General features: G+C 49.8%; 16 protein-coding genes. 13 read left to right on the top strand and 3 right to left on the bottom strand.

Annotated elements, in window-relative coordinates; all coding sequences use genetic code 11:
- Positions 1 to 70: 70 nt before the first annotated feature.
- From CEK71_RS01445 to CEK71_RS01435, 3 genes are all read right to left on the bottom strand, one after another.
- A complete protein-coding gene (locus CEK71_RS01445; protein ID WP_157678917.1) occupies positions 71 to 3,034 on the bottom strand; it encodes an NACHT domain-containing protein in 2,964 nt (987 codons plus the stop codon).
- Positions 3,035 to 3,073: 39 nt separating this feature from the next.
- Positions 3,074 to 3,301: an AbrB/MazE/SpoVT family DNA-binding domain-containing protein gene (locus tag CEK71_RS01440; RefSeq protein ID WP_088617715.1), complete on the bottom strand. Its 228-nt coding sequence runs from the start codon at positions 3,299 to 3,301 to the stop codon at positions 3,074 to 3,076.
- A gap of 733 nt (positions 3,302 to 4,034) precedes the next feature.
- Positions 4,035 to 5,696: a hypothetical protein gene (locus tag CEK71_RS01435; protein WP_088617714.1), complete on the bottom strand. Its 1,662-nt coding sequence runs from the start codon at positions 5,694 to 5,696 to the stop codon at positions 4,035 to 4,037.
- 423 nt (positions 5,697 to 6,119) lie between these two features.
- Between CEK71_RS01435 and CEK71_RS01430 the strand changes: the two genes are divergently transcribed.
- From CEK71_RS01430 to CEK71_RS01375, 13 genes are all read left to right on the top strand, one after another.
- Positions 6,120 to 7,907: an NAD(P)H-dependent oxidoreductase subunit E gene (locus tag CEK71_RS01430; protein ID WP_088617713.1), complete on the top strand. Its 1,788-nt coding sequence runs from the start codon at positions 6,120 to 6,122 to the stop codon at positions 7,905 to 7,907.
- Complete coding sequence (locus CEK71_RS01425) at positions 7,900 to 8,616, top strand: 2Fe-2S iron-sulfur cluster-binding protein (RefSeq protein ID WP_088617712.1); 717 nt, start codon at positions 7,900 to 7,902, stop codon at positions 8,614 to 8,616. The genes CEK71_RS01430 and CEK71_RS01425 overlap by 8 nt, the downstream gene beginning before the upstream one ends.
- Entirely contained in the window at positions 8,606 to 9,145 is a 540-nt protein-coding gene (locus CEK71_RS01420) for an NADH-quinone oxidoreductase subunit B family protein (RefSeq protein ID WP_088617711.1), read from the top strand. The genes CEK71_RS01425 and CEK71_RS01420 overlap by 11 nt, the downstream gene beginning before the upstream one ends.
- A gap of 116 nt (positions 9,146 to 9,261) precedes the next feature.
- The gene (locus tag CEK71_RS01415) at positions 9,262 to 9,750 is read left to right on the top strand and encodes a type II toxin-antitoxin system VapC family toxin (protein WP_088617710.1); all 489 of its coding nucleotides are present in this window, start codon (positions 9,262 to 9,264) and stop codon (positions 9,748 to 9,750) included.
- Positions 9,747 to 9,941: a hypothetical protein gene (locus CEK71_RS22375; RefSeq protein WP_157678915.1), complete on the top strand. Its 195-nt coding sequence runs from the start codon at positions 9,747 to 9,749 to the stop codon at positions 9,939 to 9,941. Before CEK71_RS01415 ends, CEK71_RS22375 begins: the two co-directional genes overlap by 4 nt.
- 60 nt (positions 9,942 to 10,001) lie before the next feature.
- Positions 10,002 to 11,495 carry a Ni/Fe hydrogenase subunit alpha gene (locus tag CEK71_RS01410; protein ID WP_088617709.1) on the top strand — a complete coding sequence of 498 codons (1,494 nt, stop codon included), beginning with the start codon at positions 10,002 to 10,004 and terminating at the stop codon, positions 11,493 to 11,495.
- Between the two features lie 150 nt (positions 11,496 to 11,645).
- Positions 11,646 to 12,125, top strand: a complete 480-nt coding sequence (locus tag CEK71_RS01405; protein ID WP_198328416.1) for a cupin domain-containing protein — start codon at positions 11,646 to 11,648, stop codon at positions 12,123 to 12,125.
- Between the two features lie 139 nt (positions 12,126 to 12,264).
- A complete protein-coding gene (locus CEK71_RS01400) occupies positions 12,265 to 13,752 on the top strand; it encodes a DUF4034 domain-containing protein (protein ID WP_157678913.1) in 1,488 nt (495 codons plus the stop codon).
- A gap of 6 nt (positions 13,753 to 13,758) precedes the next feature.
- On the top strand, positions 13,759 to 14,238 hold the full coding sequence (locus CEK71_RS01395; protein ID WP_088617707.1) for a hydrogenase maturation protease: 480 nt from the start codon (positions 13,759 to 13,761) through the stop codon (positions 14,236 to 14,238).
- Positions 14,239 to 14,271: 33 nt separating this feature from the next.
- Positions 14,272 to 15,447: a GTPase family protein gene (locus CEK71_RS01390; protein WP_088617706.1), complete on the top strand. Its 1,176-nt coding sequence runs from the start codon at positions 14,272 to 14,274 to the stop codon at positions 15,445 to 15,447.
- Between the two features lies 1 nt (position 15,448).
- Positions 15,449 to 16,975, top strand: coding sequence for a GTPase family protein (locus CEK71_RS01385; protein WP_088617705.1), 1,527 nt, complete (start codon positions 15,449 to 15,451; stop codon positions 16,973 to 16,975).
- 68 nt (positions 16,976 to 17,043) lie between these two features.
- Positions 17,044 to 17,919 (top strand): aldo/keto reductase family protein, encoded by an 876-nt coding sequence (locus tag CEK71_RS01380; RefSeq protein ID WP_088617704.1) that lies wholly within the window; start codon positions 17,044 to 17,046, stop codon positions 17,917 to 17,919.
- Positions 17,916 to 18,647, top strand: a complete 732-nt coding sequence (locus tag CEK71_RS01375) for a retropepsin-like aspartic protease family protein (protein WP_088617703.1) — start codon at positions 17,916 to 17,918, stop codon at positions 18,645 to 18,647. Before CEK71_RS01380 ends, CEK71_RS01375 begins: the two co-directional genes overlap by 4 nt.
- Positions 18,648 to 18,661 lie beyond the last annotated feature (14 nt).

Below are 18,661 nucleotides of genomic sequence, written 5' to 3'. Positions count from 1 at the left end.
GATTATTACCGTTTAAAATGATGCGTTTGATACAGATTACTAATCTGTATGTTATTGCCTATATGTTATTTTAATCTTTAAACTGGGTTAATAATACTTTTTTAAAAACTTTAAATTCATTCGCGATTGTCCCATATACAAGTTTTCTCAATGTCATTTCTTTAAAGGCATCATTTATCAAGCCAGAACGGCTAAAAAACAAAAACTCCAAGGATGTCTGCGTTACTCGAAAATTTTGGAATTTTATTCCGCCCGAACTAAAATGCCAACAATCGTCCGTATTCCACACTAAGTCATCAACGACTTTCACTTCATTAATATTGTTTTGAGATTCAGAAAAATATTTATCTAACGGAGTAAAAGTGTTGCGGCCAAAGTGGTTTTTTTCTGTACTGCCTAATACTAAATGAATCGAGATAGGCATTTCTGAGTATATTTGAAAGTGCTGCTTTAGTGTAGGAAAATTTGTTTCAATAATGCTTTTGTAATTTTCAAGAAAAACCGAATACAGCCACACCAGATAGCTTTTAACGTCATCATCCGAGATTGTATGACCTCTAGTCACATCAGTTTTTACCTTGCTTTCCCCATCAAATAATGGGCTGTTAATCTCGATATTGGTTGTATTAAGCGAATTTATCACTCTTACGAGCGAGCTTTCCAATTTATCAAGATCACCATAGCGAGCGTGAAACTTTGGCAGATGACCAGAATTTAGCGAGTCCTCAGCTGCATCTAATATTTGTTTCTCCTCCTCTGCTGTTAAGTTCGAGAAATAACTAACAATGCTACCATCCCATATTTCCTTGATTTCACCGCTTCTTTTCTTTGTCGAAATTAGCTCTTCTCGGTAGTGCCTAATCAACCTTTCGCGCAATAGTTTTTTTAGGACTTCATCGTACTTAAGAGGATATCGAATAGAGAGGCCGTCAACACTAAGTAACTCCTTAAAGATTACCTTGTTTCGTAAAACAGTCTCGACAATAAATTCCACAAGCATCTCTGGGCAATGCGATTCGTTAAGTAGCCCCTCTTTTATAAGCTGTTCTAGCTGCGGTAACAGTTCGTAGTTAATTACTTCGGATTTTATGTTTATCCCATCTCGAAAGCCGCAGGCACTTCCTGTCCAGTGGAGCTGATCAGCTCCATCCAGATAAGCAAGGTTTGACTTTCCTAGCACTTGCTGTGCTGGCATAAAGTGAACTTCATTGTCAGTTTCTCCTAGCGATCGAAAACCGTAGCCTCCAAGGCATCGTTTAACCAGGAGTAATTCACCGATAAACCCAATCCGACCTTCTGTCTGGGGGGTGAATACTTCTCGCAATGCTGGGAAATGTTGTTGAACAAAAGACGTATAGAAGTGTAGATAGCGAGTGGCGTTTTCCCGAACGTATTTATCGAAAACAATTTTGTGTTTAGAAGAAGCCAATCGATAGTAGAGCGTGAAAATATCTGCCTTAACGCACAGTTCGGTTACTTGCTCGAACTCGTCCGCTAGTTGCTGTTGGGACATTGCATTGAACCGCTGCACTTTAAACGCAACTATGTAATCCCTAAGTTGCTGAAAATAGAAACTGACTACCGATGTCCTAGTCTCAGTTTCGCTACGCAAAAGGATACCGTACTCAAACAATTCCTCCATAATAGACTCGTTAACTCTTAAGCCCAATGAGGTTCGAATATCATCTTCTAATATTTGATCGGTATTGCGTTGATACAGAAGTCCGGCGATTGCTTTTAAGGTATATTCCGCTTGCCGCTCATCTGCTGTCCGGCTGATAGATCTTCGAAAGTAGGCATCGAAAAATTCAGCTGAGCTGAAAGTTAAATGCTTGAGGCTTGAGTTCTGAGCAACGTCAAAGAAGACTCTCAGTAAGAACGGATTGCTGCTTGCCTCTTTAAGCACTGCGTCCTCGAAATTACCAGAAAATTGATACGCCTGCCGATATTTATCAATAGCAGAAAAAAACTCCCTATCTGAAAACGCTCCAGTTTCTGCTTTTTTTGTCAATATTTCTATTTTTGTGGGATTGCCTCGTACCGAAGTAAACTGCTCGACCGCAGATGTCTTACAACTGGCAATTATTTTGATGTTATTGTTTTCGGCGGCACTCAATAGCGAACTCAAATGGTTTACGCGGTATGTATATATCCACTCATCAATAGCGTCTACAATGATTGTCAGCGTTTTACTTCTTCCTGCCAGTTTCGCGATGTGCCGTACGACTTGAATAGGCAGGTCAGGGCCATTGAATGTCCATGAAAATACTTCTGCTATTGCTTCGGTAATTCCGGCTTCAAGCGCACTGCCGTTAAAGAATAATACTGGATTTCCAGCATCGAGAAGACTCTCAGCAAGCCAACACATCTCGCATGTTTTACCAAACCCGGATTGTCCAATCAAAAGTAGTCCGGGTAATGATGAACGGTAGAAGAATTCTTCAACGTCTTTCTGGATTGCGCTTCTCGGAACATGCAGCTCAGGAACATACTTTCTTCCATCTATTAGCGCTCCTTTGACAATCCGTAATTCGTCAGCAACTTGCGAACGGCAAAAAGTAACTAGGTTGTCAGGATTCAGGGCAAAGAAAAGCAATTGAGCATCTAAAATATCCTCATCTGGCAATACTATGCCGTATCCACGGATATTAATGTCCTTTGGATCAATCCGAGCCTTCGTAACAGAGTCGTAAAGCCGATAGTCACTACCGTTAGTTACAACAGTATAGGGTGCTATGGGATGCACAAGACGGGCGTACGATATGGCTTGATCTCTGTCATCATCGGTCAGTTGAAGGCCATCAGCTTTGGTTTCGAAGATCAAAAGATTTCGGCCATTCCGCTTGACAAGGATATCCAAACGGCAGCAGATAGTATCTCTCTTCCTTGTTTTAGTTTGCCCGACACCGACAATAACGGACTGGCGGCCAATATTCAAAGAAAACGTACGTTCAAGCTGTATCTCGTGTAGTGCTATCCCCGCTTGTTCTAGCCAAGGAAGAACATATTTAACTTTTATATCTTCTTCAGTCACTGCGCTTAATTTCTCCAAGAAATAACAGTTTATTCTTAACTAAAATGCAGCATCAAAATCTGCCAAATGCCTTTCGCCCGGTTGCTTGCAGACAAGGAGTCCGTAGCCATCATCAGGATGGGTTGGCTGAATATCGGGCATAACTTCAATCCTTAAATCCGAACCTTCCAGAATAAAATTAAGCTGGCTGCCCGGGTTAATTCCCAGCCGTTTTATCTCTAAATGGATAATAACTTGACCTTGTTCAGAAACGGTGACTGTTTGCATATCGACCCCAGAAATTACCGAAAAACCTGCCTGTTTAACGCCTTTATTCCGTTGATAGGGTAACCCATAGTATGATAATTTTGTTAACGGTGTTTTATTGAATCGGGCTGTGGCGGCGTTTTGTCAGAAAACTATTCTACGATAAGAGTAGAACACTAAAGTGTCAAGGCTATTTATTGCCAACACGCCATTTGCAAGCCCGCCGTTGAGTAGGTGAAATGGCAGAGTTACTCTGTTGAAGCACACTGCTCCTTTTAGGTGCAGAGGCTTGGGTAATATATCACAACACCTCAAGTGAAAAAGTTACAGCTTAAACTTATGCTGACGTGGTATTATTTATCCATCATTTAGGCAGTATCAGCAGGGTGGGGGCCGGTAAGGGTATCGGGCTGTAACCGTTGCACGGCCTAACCCCATACACTTAAGGAGAGTCGCCATGCCGCGTAAAGTCCACATGCACGATCAAGTGCATAATAAGATTGACGGTATTATGAACCATTACAAGAGAAAACCTGTGACTGGGTTTATATACCGATTAAGACGGCTTATCAGGCCAGCTTTAGCTAGTTGATAGCGTGGGATAATAGACAGCTTAATTGTGTTCGTCTGTCTCCAGACCTTCCTTGTATGGAATTGAACGGATTATAGGATCCGGCGTTAAGCAAACGATAGGCTAAACGTTAGTACACGCGGTTAGGCCATCGTGCAATGGCTAAAGACCATCGCACTCCGTTTACTGCCGTAAAGACCCATAAACCGCTTCGCGGTAGTTGCGCTCCTGTGTGGCGTCGCCGGACAAGTGCGCTAAGTCCGATAGTTTGCCTAAAGCCCCTGGGCTATAACTGACCAAAGCGACTGCCGCCAGATAGGCGTTGGCGGCGGCTTTTCTGTGTCCGTCTAAAAAGGCGGCATCGCCGCTACGCTCTAGCCATAAGGCGCGGGCTTTCGGTACGGCGGCAAGGTGCGTGGCTAGGCGTTGCGCGTAAGCTAGGGCTTGGTCGTTTAAGTTACGCCATAATAGGCTGAAAAAATATTGTTCGGCGATGACATAGCGTTGCAGGCACGGGCTTTGGCGCGGGTCGGCTAGCATTACACCGAGCCTTTCGGTGCTTAACGGCGCACCGAAATAAGCGTTTGCCCAGGCGATAAAATCCGCTTCGGGTAGGGTTTCCGCATCCACTCCAGACCATTGGTCAAACACTTGCAGGTCGCCGCGCAGAAAACCGATTTGCCCGACCACCACGCTGTATCTGACATCCTCACCCCATAAACCTGATGCTTTGGCCAGTTCGCCGTCCAAGTCCTTCCACTGGCGCAGGGCGGCTAAGGTTTGGATATGCGCCAAATCGACCAACACCCCGCCGGGTAATTGTTGCCGCGCCGTGGCAAACGCCGCCGCCGCTTGTTGGGCTTGGCCATCGTCTAGGGCATGGCAGCCTTGATACCATGCCCCGATACCGCTACGCCATGCTTCAACCGAAGCGGGTAAGGTGACAGGGGGCTGTTGCCCGGATAAGACTTGTTTGAATGTCCGTAACTCGTCGGTGCTGAGGTTGCTTTTCAGCCAACTTAAGGACAGGCCGAAGTCTTCGGGGGCGGCGACGGGCAGGCAAGCGGGTTTGCGCTGTAGGTGGCGTTGCTGCTCTTGCCAGCGGTCAATAAACAATTTCCGGCGGCCTGGGGCGACAAACGGCGGCGGGGTGTCGCTAACGCTGGAGATTAGGGTAACATCGTCGATAAAGTAATTGACATTGGAAACGTCTTCCCAGAGGTCGCCGATGAAGGAGTATTTACTGACTGCCGAGCCGGGTATATCGGCGGCATTGGCGACCTCTTTCAAGTCGGTCAGCACCTTAGTGCCGTCTGTGATGCGCAAGTTGTAACGCCCGCGCGGAATGTCATAAATCATGTCGGTGACATACCACACAAAGGGCTGGGGTGTGAAGAGGGGTTGGGTGGTGTTGGCGCTGATATGCGCTAAGTGACCGTTTTCTGTCAGGAGCCAAAAACTGATGCCATCACGTCTGAGGCCAAAATGTTGCGGGCCGGCTAGGGCTATGTTTAAAGCTTGGCTAGGGTCGGCAATCATGAAGGCAAAATGAAAATGCAGCTTGCCGCTTTTTTGCACGGGCAAAGCACCTTGCAGCTCAGGAAAGTCGTGGTCGTTGGCGAAATCTTGCAGTTGTACCGAACGGTCGCCGCTGTAGGCGAATTGGTTGCTGAGGGCAACCCTGCCCCGCGCTTTTTCGACGACGAAAAAAGTATCGGGGCCGGTTTCGATCAGGCTATCGTCAAACGTATAACGGGCCAGCACGACATTAGTGGCGGCGTTAAGGGAGTGGGCGGCTAAAGCCAGACACAAGCCTACGGTGATGCGTGATGTTTTACCTAGCATATTGCCTTTCCTTATGATGGGATTGCCTGCGGATGCGAATACTTTCAATTACCCAAGTATAGACGACTTTGCTGGAAAATAAAAGGCATGGATAACAGGCTTTAAATCCCCCATTCTATACTTCAAACAGCCAAGTTTTCGGTTTTTTTGGTAGGGTACAGCGTACCCTACGGTAAATTGTAAAAGCCGAAAACTTGGCCGTTCACAGTATATCCGCGTGTTAGCTAGGTTTTAATGCAATTGCCCTGACTGACCATCTGCTGTGTAATGAGCGCTAACGGTCATCCATGATACAATATAAAATGTAGTGTTTTTATTTTACCCGCCAGCCAGCCAAAGGCTTAAGGTCTTAGGCAAGTCCGGTGAGCGGGGGTATCACTAGAGATCATCCGAGGTACTTTTCCAATATAGGCAGCGGCAATCATGAGACACGTTATTCAGGAACTCGCAGCACAACACAGCTACCAAGCCACGCAGTTGCTCGCCATCTTAAGGGCGGTGCAGGGCCGTTACCATTATATACCCGCAGCGGCGATAGAACAGTTGGCCGAATTGTTAAACATTCCCCGCACCCATATCATCGGCGTGGTGGAGTTTTACAGTTTTTTCCATTTACAGCCCCAGGGCGAGTATGAACTGCTGATCAGCGACTCGATTACCGACCAAATGCTCGGCAAAGCGGAGTTAATGGCGTATTTGTCCGAACGTTTACAGGTGCCGGTGGGTGGGGTACACGCGGATGGCGTAGTCAGTTTGGATAACACGTCCTGTACGGGCTTATGCGACCAAGGGCCGGCGGGTTTGGTAAACGGCAGGGCTTTGACGCGGTTGGATAAGGCCAAAATTGACCAGATAGCTGATTTGATTAGCCAGCGCAAGCCCGTGGCAGAATGGCCTGCCGAATTATTTGTAGTCAGTGACAATATCCAAAAAACCGCCCTCCTGTTAAGCCAAACCGTAGCACCAGGAGCCGCTTTACAGGCGATGTTTAGCCGAGGCAAGGCGGCAACGCTGGCGGCACTTGAGCAATCCGGTTTGCGTGGGCGCGGCGGGGCGGGTTTTAAAACGGCGATGAAGTGGCGGTTTTGTGCCGAAGAAGCGGATGCGGTGCGTTATGTGGTCTGTAACGCCGACGAAGGCGAACCCGGCACGTTTAAAGACCGGGTGTTGCTGAACAGCTATGCCGAGCAAGTGTTTGAAGGTATGACCGTGTGCGCGGCACTGATCGGGGCTAGCCAAGGCTTTTTATATTTGCGCGGCGAATACTTGTTCCTGTATGAACCGTTACAGGCCGTTCTGGCCCGGCGGCGGGCAACGGGCTTATTGGGCAATGCGATTTTAGGCCAAGACTTTAGTTTCGACATTAGCATTTGTTTGGGGGCGGGGGCTTATATCTGCGGCGAAGAATCGGCCTTGATCGAATCGCTGGAAGGTAAAATGGGCATACCGCGTAACCGTCCGCCTTATCCGGTCACGCACGGCTATCTTGGCAAGCCTACGGTCGTTAATAATGTCGAAACTTTTTTGGCGGCCGCACATATTGCCCTAAACGGCGGCGAAGGTTTCGCCAGCATCGGCACGGACAAATCTAAGGGGACAAAAATCCTCAGCATCAGCGGTGATTGCCGCCGCCCAGGCATTTATGAATACCCTTTCGGCACTAGCGTCCAAACTATCCTTAACGACTGTGGCGCGGATGATGTGCTGGGCGTACAAGTCGGTGGGCCGTCGGGGACGTTCATTTCCGCCCAAGAGCTGCACCGCCTGTTGGCGTTTGAAGATTTGGCGACGGGCGGCTCGTTTATTATCTTTAACACCCGCCGCAACCTGCTCGATATTGTCAATAATTTCACCCACTTTTTCGCCCACGAAAGCTGCGGCTTTTGTACGCCCTGCCGGGTCGGCACGTCTTTGCTGAAAAAACAACTGGATAAAATTATTAGCGGCCATGGCTCGGCGGGTGATGTGGTGGCTTTAGAAGAGCTTTGCCAATTGGTCAAAAACCAGAGCCATTGTGGGCTAGGACAAACCGCCGCCAACCCCATTTTAACGACTTTGGAACGCTTCCCCGAAGTCTACCAAAGCCAATTGAAAAAAATCAGTTATGAACCGGGCTTTGATCTGGATGCGGCCTTAGAGACCGCCCGGCGCATGGCGAACCGCAACGACCCCGCCGCGCATCTGGCACAAATAGAGGCAGAACATGACTAAGACTATCACTTTGGACGGAAAAGCCATTCCGTTTGCAGACGGGCAGACCATTATGCAGGCGGCCACCGCCGCCGGGGTTTATATCCCGCATTTATGCCATCATCCTGAGTTTACCCCGCACGGCAGTTGCAAGCTTTGTACCGTCAATGTCAATGGGCGTAACTGTTCGGCCTGCACTTTCCCCGCCGCTGAAGGCCAGGATGTGTTGAACAACACCCAAGAGCTGAATGCCGATAGGCAAAAAATCACCCAAATGCTCTTTGTCGAAGGCAACCATTTTTGCCCGTCTTGCGAAAAGACCGGCAACTGCCAATTACAGGCCGTGGCTTACCATCTGAATATGCTTGATGACCATTTTCCGTTGTTTTATCCGCACCGCCAAATGGACGCATCGCACCCCGATGTTCTGATCGACCATAACCGTTGCATTTTTTGTACCCTGTGCGTGCGGGCTAGCCAACAACACGACGGCAAAAATGTCTTCGCCATCAGCGGGCGCGGCATTAACAAGCATCTGATCGTCAATGCCGAAAGCGGGTTGCTGAAAGATACCGATTTGGCCGTCACCGATAAGGCCACGCATATCTGCCCGACCGGGGCGATTATCAGCAAACGCACCGCCTATCAAGTGCCGATAGGGCAACGTGTTTATGACCATCAGGACATTGATGCCGTCAGTTTGGCAACGGAGCAAGCGCATGGCGAATAAAATTAAAATAGCCACCACTTCACTGGCGGGCTGCTTCGGTTGCCACATGTCGTTTTTGGATATTGACGAGCGCATCGTCCAACTTGCCGAGTTGGTTGAGTTCGACCGCTCGCCCTTAACCGATATAGAGCATTGTGGCCCTTGCGATGTCGGCCTGATAGAAGGCGGTGTGTGCAATTCCGAAAACGTCCATACCCTGCGTGAATTCCGCAAACAGTGCAAAATCTTGGTTGCGGTCGGTGCTTGTGCCATCAACGGTGGCTTACCCGCCATGCGTAACTTCATCCCGCTGGAAGAATGCCTAGCCGAAGCCTATCTGGACGGCATCGGTGTAGAAAACCCACAAATCCCCAACGATGTTGAACTGCCGCTATTATTGGATAAAGTGCGCCCGATACACGAGGTAGTGAAGATAGATTACTACCTACCCGGCTGCCCGCCCTCAGCGGATGTGTTTTGGGCGTTTTTGACCGATTTGTTGGCGGGCAGGGAGCCTAAATTGGACTATGGCTTGGTGCATTATGATTGAATACAGAAATGAGACTATGGTTTCTGACTATTCAGTGCGGTAAGGCGTAATGTGTGGAGTGCGGATAGCGCTTGTGCCCCTCCCCCTTATTAGTAGGCTTTAGGAAAAAACAGACAATGGCGAAAACGATACAGCGTGTTTATATTGAAACATCTGTGGTCAGTTACTTGACAGCGCGTCCAAGCAACAACACTATTAGGTCGGCTTGCCAACAGATTACTCAAGCATGGTGGGATTCCGGTCGGCTTACCGTTGCGTCTTACATTTCACCTTATGTGGTGGAAGAGGCCAGTGCTGGCGATCCAATAGCGGCGGCAGAACGTATTGGGGCATTACGCGCCCTACACGTTTTGCCCATTACGGATGAAATCCCCCAACTTGCGGAATTTTTGCTGCTCGGTGGAGGTTTGCCTGCTAAAGCAAGAATTGACGCTTTGCATATTGCCTGCGCGGCTTATCATGAAATCGACGTTTTGCTGACTTGGAATTGCACGCACATCGCAAATCCGGTACAACTGCCTGTTATGCGTGGCCTTTGCGCCGCCAAAGGCTACCGGCTGCCTGAATTAGTCACACCTTTTGAATTAATGGAGGTTCTCCCATGAATAAAACACCACCATGGCCTGATCCGATTATTACCGAGCTTCACGCTACCCGTGAACACCTCGCGGCACAATATAATAATGACTTGGTCGCTTACTCCCACGCTGCCGAAGCACATTGCCGTGCTTTAGGCTTTCGGACGGTAGACAGCACGCAACCGCGTGTGGAAAAGGTCGTCAGTACAGGGTCATGACGATACCCCCAAGTTTCGCCCAACTGCCCATCCCTTTGAGATAAGCCATCGAGACTAATCATGTACGAACACTTAGAAACCGCCGAAAACCGTGACAGCCTGAAACGTGTCGTTGTTGACCCTGTGTCCCGTGTCGAAGGGCATGGTAAGGTCACTTTATTGCTCGATGCCGACAATAAAGTCCAGCAAGCACGGCTGCACATTGTCGAATTTCGTGGCTTTGAACGCTTTATCCAAGGCCGCCCTTATTGGGAATTGCCCGTCTTAGTGCAACGCCTGTGCGGCATTTGCCCGGTCAGCCATCATTTGGCGGCGGCGAAGGCGATAGACCAATTGGTCGGCATTGACCCTGAAAACCTACCCGTGTCCGCCGATAAGTTGCGCCGTTTGCTGCATTTCGGGCAGGTGCTGCAATCGCACGCGCTGCATTTTTTCCATTTGTCCAGCCCCGACTTATTGTTCGGCTTTGAAAGCGACATCGGCAAACGTAATATTATCGGCGTGTTGGCGGATTATCCCGATATTGCCGTGCAAGGCGTTAAGCTGCGCAAATACGGGCAAGAAGTGATCCGCATGGTATCGGGTAAGCGCATACATGGCACGGGGGCAATTCCGGGCGGTATGAACAAGGCCTTGAACAAAGCCGAGCGGGATTATTTATTGGCGGATATAGACCAAATTATCAGTTGGTCTGCCCAAGCCGTGGCTTTAGTCAAAAAAGTCCATTGCGCCAATTTGCCGTATTATGATGAATTTGCCACCATCCGCAGCAATTATTTAGGCCTGATTAAACCGGACGGGGCTTTAGAGTTGTATCACGGCGGTATCCGCGCCAATAACGCGGCGGGCGAAGCCATTATGGATCATGTCGATTATTGCCGCTATAACGAATTTATCCATGAAGAAGTCCGCTCATGGACGTATATGAAATTTCCGTATCTGTTGGCGTTGGGTAAGGAGGCGGGTTGGTATCGCGTCGGGCCCTTGGCGCGGGTCAATAATTGCGATTTTATCAACACGCCCTTAGCCGAAGCGGCTCGGCTGGACTTTAAGGCGCACAGCCCCGAAGCGATGGTGCATAGCACTTTGGCGTTCCATTGGGCGCGGCTGATTGAAGTGCTGCATTGTGCGGAAAGCATTAAGGATTTGTTGCACGATGCCGATTTGTTGGGCGGCGAATTGGTGGCGCAGGGCGAAAAACGCTACGAAGGCATAGGCGTTATCGAAGCCCCACGCGGCACCTTATTCCACCATTATCAAGTCGATGAAAACGATATTGTCACCAAAGCCAATTTAATCGTCTCCACCACCAGCAATAACCAGGCGATGAACGAATCGGTGCGGCAAGTGGCGGCGGAGTATCTGTCAGGACGGGAATTGACCGAACCCTTATTGAATAATCTGGAAGTGGCCATCCGTGCTTACGACCCCTGCTTGTCCTGCGCCACCCACGCGGTCGGCAAAATGCCCCTGCAATTGGAATTGCTGGATGCCGAAGGGCGGTTGCTGGATAAGCTGGTAAAGCACAGCAATGGCGGTATCGAACGGGTTTAGCCGTATTATTAAGCGCTCAGCGTGGAGTGCAATGGTCTTTAGCCATTGCACGATGCCCTAGTAACCTGCCATTTGCTTAATGCTGGGTTCTATATGCGCTGCACGTCTGGCTCAAAACACTGCTCGCCATGATGTAAAAAGCGTGTTTCAATGCGCCTTATCCTTATTACCCCTACCCCGCCGCCTTTCGTCATGTCTAAGCCTTTTCTCCCATTACTCACAGCCTTTGTATTGAGCGCTTGCGCGACCTCTGCTACTAACCCGCCGATAAAAGTCACCCCGATGATTAAAAGCAGCCACACTTGGGACGGCAAGGCTATTGCCTATCCTAACGGCACTGCCGAAGTGACGGGGCTATTAATAGAAATTGCCCCCAATGCCGAAACGGGCTGGCATTATCATCCGATGCCGTCTTTTGAACTGCTGATTGAAGGCACCTTGGAAGTGACCTTAGCAGACGGCACGAAAAAACGCATCGAAGCGGGCGAAACCTTTTTTGAAGTGGTTAACACCGCGCATAACGGCAAAAACATCGGTACTGTTCCGGCAAAAATCTTGGCGTTTTATGCAGGTACGGTTAATATGCCCGTTTCCGTCAAAGTACCGCTAGCGGCTCCGGCGAGTAAATAATCGGCTTACTTTGTTGCTTAAAACCAGTAAAATAATGTCATATTAAATTCTATGGTTTTTAGTGCTTAAATAGCGTTTAGAATCCCTAGGATTTGGCTTATTTTCATGGTAAGTTCAGTAAAGTGGGGAGACAAAGGTAGTGAAAAAACTCGCGTATATACTCGTCGTTATCAGTTTGCTGGGCATTTTGGTTTATAGCCAACAAAGCCGTCTATCCGTGTGGTATCGGCTAATTGACACGCCAGACACGCCAAAGGCTAGCGGCGCTAGTGGCATGGACAAGTCAGAATCCAGCTCGGCGACGGCGGCACCTGACAATGCTGCCGATACGCTGCAAGCCATTCTGGATATTAGGCAGATGTTGGTTAACCGGGAGTTTGCAAAATTAAACGCGGTTTTGGAAGGCTACCAACAAGCTTACCAACAGAATCCCGCTAATGAAAACGCCTTGTTCAATATCTATGAACAGGCTTTCTTTTTTCAAGATTCGGATTACGGGCCGTTATTGGATGAATGGGTACAAAGTTTTCCTGACCAGTATCAGCCCTATCTCGCCAGAGCCTGTTATTTTTACCGTTCGGCTTGGCAAGCTAGGGGCGGTAAATACCGGAATGAGACTTCAGATAGCCAGATAGAGGGCATGAAAGGCTATTTTGCCAAAGCAAATCCCGACATTAAAATGACCTTAAGCAAAAAGCCAGACAGCATCGTACCGTATTATTTGTTGCTGAATATGCACAAAGCCATCGGCGAACTGGATACGGTCAGGGCCATTGCTAAAATAGCGTTAGAAAAATGCCCGGCATCGTTCATCTTACGCGCAAGTTTTTTGTTGGCTTTGTCGCCTAAATGGGGCGGAAGCTACGACGAAATGGCATATTGGGCGAATGAATACCAGCAAGCCCTGTTTAGGAATCCAAGATTGGCGTTATTGCCCGGCTATGTTTATTATGACATGGGCATTATTGAAAAACATGCCAAAAATTATGGCAAAGCCTTAGAGCTACTCGATAAAGCCGTAGAGTTCGGTAAATCGGATTTATTTTACGGCGCAAGGGCGGTGGTTTACGAGCAGTTAGAACAATACGGGCAGGCATTAAACAATATTAATGTGGCCATTGACCTTAATGCGCAACACCGTGATTGGTATTACCGCCGGGCGCATATTTTAACCTATCAAGATAGCTTATCAGAATCGTTAGCCGATATTGCTAGGGCGCGGCAACTAGACCCTAATGATGACGATTTAGATACGCTGCAAGATTGGGTCGCGGATCTCTACTACCGGAAAGCGCGGGAACTGGTTGATAAAAAGGATTTTGATTCCGCCTATACGGATTTAAACGCGGCTATTGAAGCTGATCCCAAACAAATCGGTTACTATCAGCTTATGGATTGGTTACTGGCTAAGAAAGCCGATTGGGCTACTATCATTAGCTATTGGGACCGCTATTTAGGGCTCTACCCACAAGATGATAAGGCTTATCTTGAGCGGGGTGGAGCTTATTTCCATAAAGGCGACTTGGCATCAGCGGTCGCCGATGCCAAGCAAGCCGCTGATTTAGGCAATGCCGATGGGCAAAAGGCGTATGATCGCTTTAAAAGCCAAGTGCCAATACAGGAATAAACCTTCATGCCCAAACCCATATTAATATTTGGCTATGGCAATCTTAGCCGTGGTGATGATGCCTTAGGGCCTTTGGCGTTGGCGTATATTGAAGGTCATGCCGATTTGGCTTCAGTGGAATTGCTCGATGATTTCCAACTCCAGATTGAACACGCGCTGGATTTGGAACAGCGGGCTTTAGTATTATTTGTCGATGCTTCGGTTAACTGTAGCGGCGCTTTCGCGTTTGCCGAACTCGCCGCCGCTAAGGATGACAGTTATACGACCCACGCCATGAGCCCGGCAGCGGTATTGGCGGTGTACCAAACCATTAAACACCAACCTCCCCCACCGTGTTTTTTGCTCAGCATTAAAGGTGAGCATTTTGAACTGGGTGAAGGCTTAAGTGCAGAAGCGGGCGGGCATCTGGCGGAAGCCTGCCAGTTTTTGCAGCACTTATTGACAGACTTAGACGTGGCGGCTTGGCGATGCTTGTTAAGCCCTTAAATCGGTAATAACTTTTCCATTCAATCAATTCCCATGACAATACTCGGTAAGTGGACGTGGCAAGGTTTGGGCGACGCGCTGTTTAGCCCTAAGGCCGACGGTGTGGAGGTGAAAATCAACGCGGTCAGGCAAGGTTTGCCGATTCCGGTATTTTGGCTATTGGGTAAAACCCAAGCGGGGAAAAGCTCGCTGATCCGAGCCTTGACGGGTAGCGATAAGGCGGCTATCGGCAATGGTTTCCAAGCCTGTACCCAGCGTTCGCAGTTTTATGATTTCCCGTCCGCCAGCCATCCGTTGCTTAGGTTTTTGGACACGCGCGGCTTGGGCGAAACCGCTTATAATCCCGAAGAGGATTTAGCGTGGTGCGCTAATCAGGCGCATTTGCTGATTGTCGTCCTCCGCGCTTTGGATATGAACCAAGCGGAAGTGGTCGCCACGGTGCAAGCCATTCATAAGCAACACCCTGATTGGCCGATCATTGTCGTGCAAACCACCTTGCATGAAGCCTATCAAGGTGATGTCGGGCATTTGCAACCTTACCCTTACCTGCAAAGCCCTTTCCCGCCGCAAGTGCCGCACGCTTTAGCACAAGTCTTGCTATATCAGCGGAGTTGGTTTAACGGCTTGCCCGCGCATTTTGTCGCTGTGGATTTCACCTTGCCGGAAGACGGTTTCGAACCTGCCGATTATGGCGGGGAGGCATTGTGGGATACGATTGAAACGGTCTTACCCAAGGGGGTGTTGGGCTTGTTACGCGGCACGGAACACCATAAGGCATTACTGGATTTTCATGCCCAACAAGCCCACCCGCATCTGATCGGTTACGCACTGTTAAATGTCGGCATGGGCGCAGTGCCGTTGGCAGGTTTGCCTTTGGTGCTGGCGGTGCAGGCCAAGCTGTTCCATAGCATCGCGTCGATTTATGGTTTGGAACTGACCCGCAGGCTGTATGCCGAATTTACCAGCCTGATAGGGGTGAGTGTCGGTCTGGGGCTATTAGGGCGCGAGTTGCTGAAATTAGTCCCGGTGTACGGCTCGGCGGTGGCGGGTGTGTATTCAGGGGCGATGACTTATGCCTTAGGCAAAGCCTTTTGTGTGTATTTATACGGTGTCGAGCGCGGTGCCTTACCGACCGCCGAAACCATAAAAGCCACTTACAACGAGGCATTTAGCCAAGCGCGGCACTTTCTTAAGCAGAAGGATAATTGATATGCCGGTCTCCATCACCCGTTTTGGCATTTTGGTCGCCGTATTGGCGTTATTGCCCGTGTTGGGCTTGGTCGGTTTGGGGGGCTATTGGTTATGGCAACAGGGCTGGCTTTATGAAGGCATGGTGGCGTTATCGGCTAACTTCGCCTTGGTTTATGCCCTGTTGTACTGGCGTAGCCATGCCGCCCAGCCGATTATCATAGACGCATTTAGCAACCCGGCTAATCCTAACTGGTCGGACACCGCGCAATCGGCTTGGCAAGCCCTGGAACCCTTGACGCAACGTTGGCAAAGCCAAACCGATGTGCTGACCGACCCCCGCCAAGCCCTAAAGCTAAGCAATGAAGTGTTGGCCGTGGTTGCCAGACACTTTCACGCCGATTCTAAGTATCCGGTGTTAGAGTTTCCCTTGCCGTACTTGCTCAAGCTGATTGTGTTGGTTTGCGAAGACCTCCAGCGTGAGGTGTTGGATAAAATCCCGGGCAGCCATGCGGTGCGGGTCGGCGATCTGCTCCGCCTGCAACAGGCGGCGGTTAACCTGAATAAATTCAAAGCGGTTTTTAATATCGGCAACTGGTTATTCAATTGGTCGGGGGCGGCTCTGGCGGCGGCGCGGGGGGTGTTGGTCAGTAAGGGTGTAAGTACCGTCACCAAAGAATTATCGCAACGCCTCATCACGGCGTATATTAATAAACTGGGCTATTACGCCATCCAACTGTACAGCGGCCAGATCAGCTTGGATGATATGGTGACGGTTGGGCAGTTAACGCCCGATTCCAGGGCAGACCTTGCCGAAACCGCCGCCCAGGCGCAAGCTCTGGAGCCGTTGCGGTTTTTGGTGTTAGGACAAGTCAGCAGCGGCAAGTCCAGCCTGATTAACGCCTTGTTTGGGGAAATAAAAAGTGCCGCTAGCCTGTTGCCCAGCACCAGCGAAATTACGCCTTATGCGCTGGAGCGCGATGGTTTGCAACAAGCCATTATTCTCGACAGTGCAGGTTATGCCGGGTTGGCGCACCCCGAAGCCCCGGCGGCGTTACTGCACGAATGGGCGAAAGTCGATGTGATTCTGTTGGTCTGCTCTGCCACCCAAGCGGCCCGCGCCGCCGATGCCGGGCAATTGGCCAAGATACGCCGTTACTTTCAGGAGCAACGCCCACACCAAGCCTTGCCTGTGATCCTCGCCGTAGCGACCCAAATCGACCGCCTCCGGCCTATCCGGGATTGGCAGCCGCCGTACAATATCCAGCAGCCGGATACCCCCAAAGCCCAGCACATCCGCCAAGCCTGCGAAGCCATTGCCGGGGATTTGCAATTGCCGTTAGCGTCTGTCGTGCCTGTGTGTTTGGCACCGGACAAAGCCGCTTACAATATCGAAGATGGCTTAATTCCCTTGCTGCACGAGCATCTCGACCAAGCCCAGCGGGTGCGGTATTTACGTTGTCTGCGCCACCAACAAAGCCAAAGCTATTGGCAACAATGGCGCAAGCAGGCCATGCAGGCGGGGCGACTGGTGTTGGATAGGCTTTAAGGCTATTGCCAATTGGCCTTTAATCATAGAAACTGTTGTCTATCTTTCAGACCTCAGCGAAAACTGTCATGAGCCAACCACAATTATCCATCAGCCCGCTTATCGACCATAGAGGCGTAAGCGTTCCAACGTTCCTGTACGGTACGGCCTGGAAAGAGGACCTCACCGAAGCCCTGACCTACCAAGCGCTTAAGGCAGGATTTTTAGGTATCGACACCGCCAACCAACGCCGCCATTACTATGAAGCGGCGATTGGCAAGGCCGTCCAACAGGCGGTGGTGGATGGGTTGTGCCAACGCAGCGGGCTGTTTTTACAAAGTAAATTCACGTTTGTCTCCAGCCAAGACCACCGTTTGCCTTACGACCCTAAGGCGGATTACAGCACCCAAGTCCGGCAATCGCTGGCCAGTTCTTTAGAGCATTTACAGACCGATTATCTGGACTCTTATATTTTGCATGGCCCGGCGGCGCGGCAGGGTTTGGTTGATGCCGATTGGCAAGTGTGGCGGACGATGGAAAATTTATGCCACACAGGTGTGGTGAAGTTATTGGGTATTTCTAATGTCAGTTTCGGACAATTGCACAGCTTGTTGGCGGAAGCCGAAATTAAACCGGCTTTTGTCCAAAACCGCTGTTATGCGCGTAGCCAATGGGATGCGGAAATACGCGCTTTATGCGAAGCTAATGGGATACGTTACCAAGGCTTCTCGTTATTAACGGCCAACTCGACCGAACTACAGCAAGCCCCGATACTTAAGATGGCGCAACGCTTAGGCTGTACGGTAGCGCAACTGGTGTTCCGCTTCGCCTTGCAAATCGGCATGATACCGCTGACCGGCAGCAGCAACGCACAACATCTGCACGATGATCTGGCCAGTTACCGCCTGCCCGAACTGGGTCTCGCAGACATGATAACTATCGAACAGATAGGCGTGCAGCCATGACCCTGTTTAGCGGGCTTAACCACCCCCATAACGTCTTGCGTTTGCTGGCCGTTATCAGCTTAATGGGGGCAGTTTTAACGGCACGAGCGCAAGCCACGCTGGAAGGTGACGATCTGTTTGGGCAAATCCAGTCGCTACAAGAACAGATGCACATCGAAATCAGCGGCTTGGAACGCATCCAGAATGAAGCAAAAGTGCGTGCTTATGGCAATTTAGACCAGCAACTGAGCCAATTGCTGGCGGGGTTTAACTATATCACTAGCCGCAACAAGCAAGGCAAATTGGCGCATATTGCCATTATCAACAAAAAAACCGCCCGCGAAAATCGGGGCATTGTCTTGCCGACCCGTCAGGAAGGCAAGCATCTGATGGTTTCCGTCGCCCTTTCCGGTGATGGCAGGCTATGGCAAACGGTGGATATGCTGATCGATACCGGAGCCGATTTGGTGGTCTTACCCGAATCCATGATCGCCCCTTTAGGCCTGAGTGAGAGCCAATTTACGCTACAAAAAATGCAAACCGCCAATGGCCTGAGCGATGCCAAGATAGGGGTGTTGCAGGAATTGAAAATTGCCGGGGAGACCGTGTTTAATGTGGAAGTGGCCTTTGTCGCTGATCGGCTGTTAGGCAATACCCGCCTGTTGGGTATGAGCGTGTTAGGCCGTTACCAAATGGCGATTGATGATAATTTACAGGCGATTACGCTAATAAAAAAGGCGGCGCGGTGAGCGCGGCTGTTCTG

The sequence above is a fragment of the Methylovulum psychrotolerans genome (genome assembly GCF_002209385.1).
Lineage (GTDB): Bacteria > Pseudomonadota > Gammaproteobacteria > Methylococcales > Methylomonadaceae > Methylovulum > Methylovulum psychrotolerans.
The sequence above is the reverse complement of the archived record's forward strand: the minus strand, read 5'-3'. Positions and strand labels throughout refer to the sequence as shown.

What these genes read in the sequence shown, in the direction of transcription:
- CEK71_RS01440 (WP_088617715.1), bottom strand. Translation starts at nt 3,301, where the DNA reads ATGCAAACAGTCACCGTTTCTGAACAAGGTCAAGTTATTATCCATTTA.
- CEK71_RS01435 (WP_088617714.1), bottom strand. Translation starts at nt 5,696, where the DNA reads ATGCTAGGTAAAACATCACGCATCACCGTAGGCTTGTGTCTGGCTTTA.
- CEK71_RS01430 (WP_088617713.1), top strand. Translation starts at nt 6,120, where the DNA reads ATGAGACACGTTATTCAGGAACTCGCAGCACAACACAGCTACCAAGCC.
- CEK71_RS01425 (WP_088617712.1), top strand. Translation starts at nt 7,900, where the DNA reads ATGACTAAGACTATCACTTTGGACGGAAAAGCCATTCCGTTTGCAGAC.
- CEK71_RS01420 (WP_088617711.1), top strand. Translation starts at nt 8,606, where the DNA reads ATGGCGAATAAAATTAAAATAGCCACCACTTCACTGGCGGGCTGCTTC.
- CEK71_RS01415 (WP_088617710.1), top strand. Translation starts at nt 9,262, where the DNA reads ATGGCGAAAACGATACAGCGTGTTTATATTGAAACATCTGTGGTCAGT.
- CEK71_RS22375 (WP_157678915.1), top strand. Translation starts at nt 9,747, where the DNA reads ATGAATAAAACACCACCATGGCCTGATCCGATTATTACCGAGCTTCAC.
- CEK71_RS01410 (WP_088617709.1), top strand. Translation starts at nt 10,002, where the DNA reads ATGTACGAACACTTAGAAACCGCCGAAAACCGTGACAGCCTGAAACGT.
- CEK71_RS01405 (WP_198328416.1), top strand. Translation starts at nt 11,646, where the DNA reads ATGCGCCTTATCCTTATTACCCCTACCCCGCCGCCTTTCGTCATGTCT.
- CEK71_RS01395 (WP_088617707.1), top strand. Translation starts at nt 13,759, where the DNA reads ATGCCCAAACCCATATTAATATTTGGCTATGGCAATCTTAGCCGTGGT.
- CEK71_RS01390 (WP_088617706.1), top strand. Translation starts at nt 14,272, where the DNA reads ATGACAATACTCGGTAAGTGGACGTGGCAAGGTTTGGGCGACGCGCTG.
- CEK71_RS01385 (WP_088617705.1), top strand. Translation starts at nt 15,449, where the DNA reads ATGCCGGTCTCCATCACCCGTTTTGGCATTTTGGTCGCCGTATTGGCG.
- CEK71_RS01380 (WP_088617704.1), top strand. Translation starts at nt 17,044, where the DNA reads ATGAGCCAACCACAATTATCCATCAGCCCGCTTATCGACCATAGAGGC.
- CEK71_RS01375 (WP_088617703.1), top strand. Translation starts at nt 17,916, where the DNA reads ATGACCCTGTTTAGCGGGCTTAACCACCCCCATAACGTCTTGCGTTTG.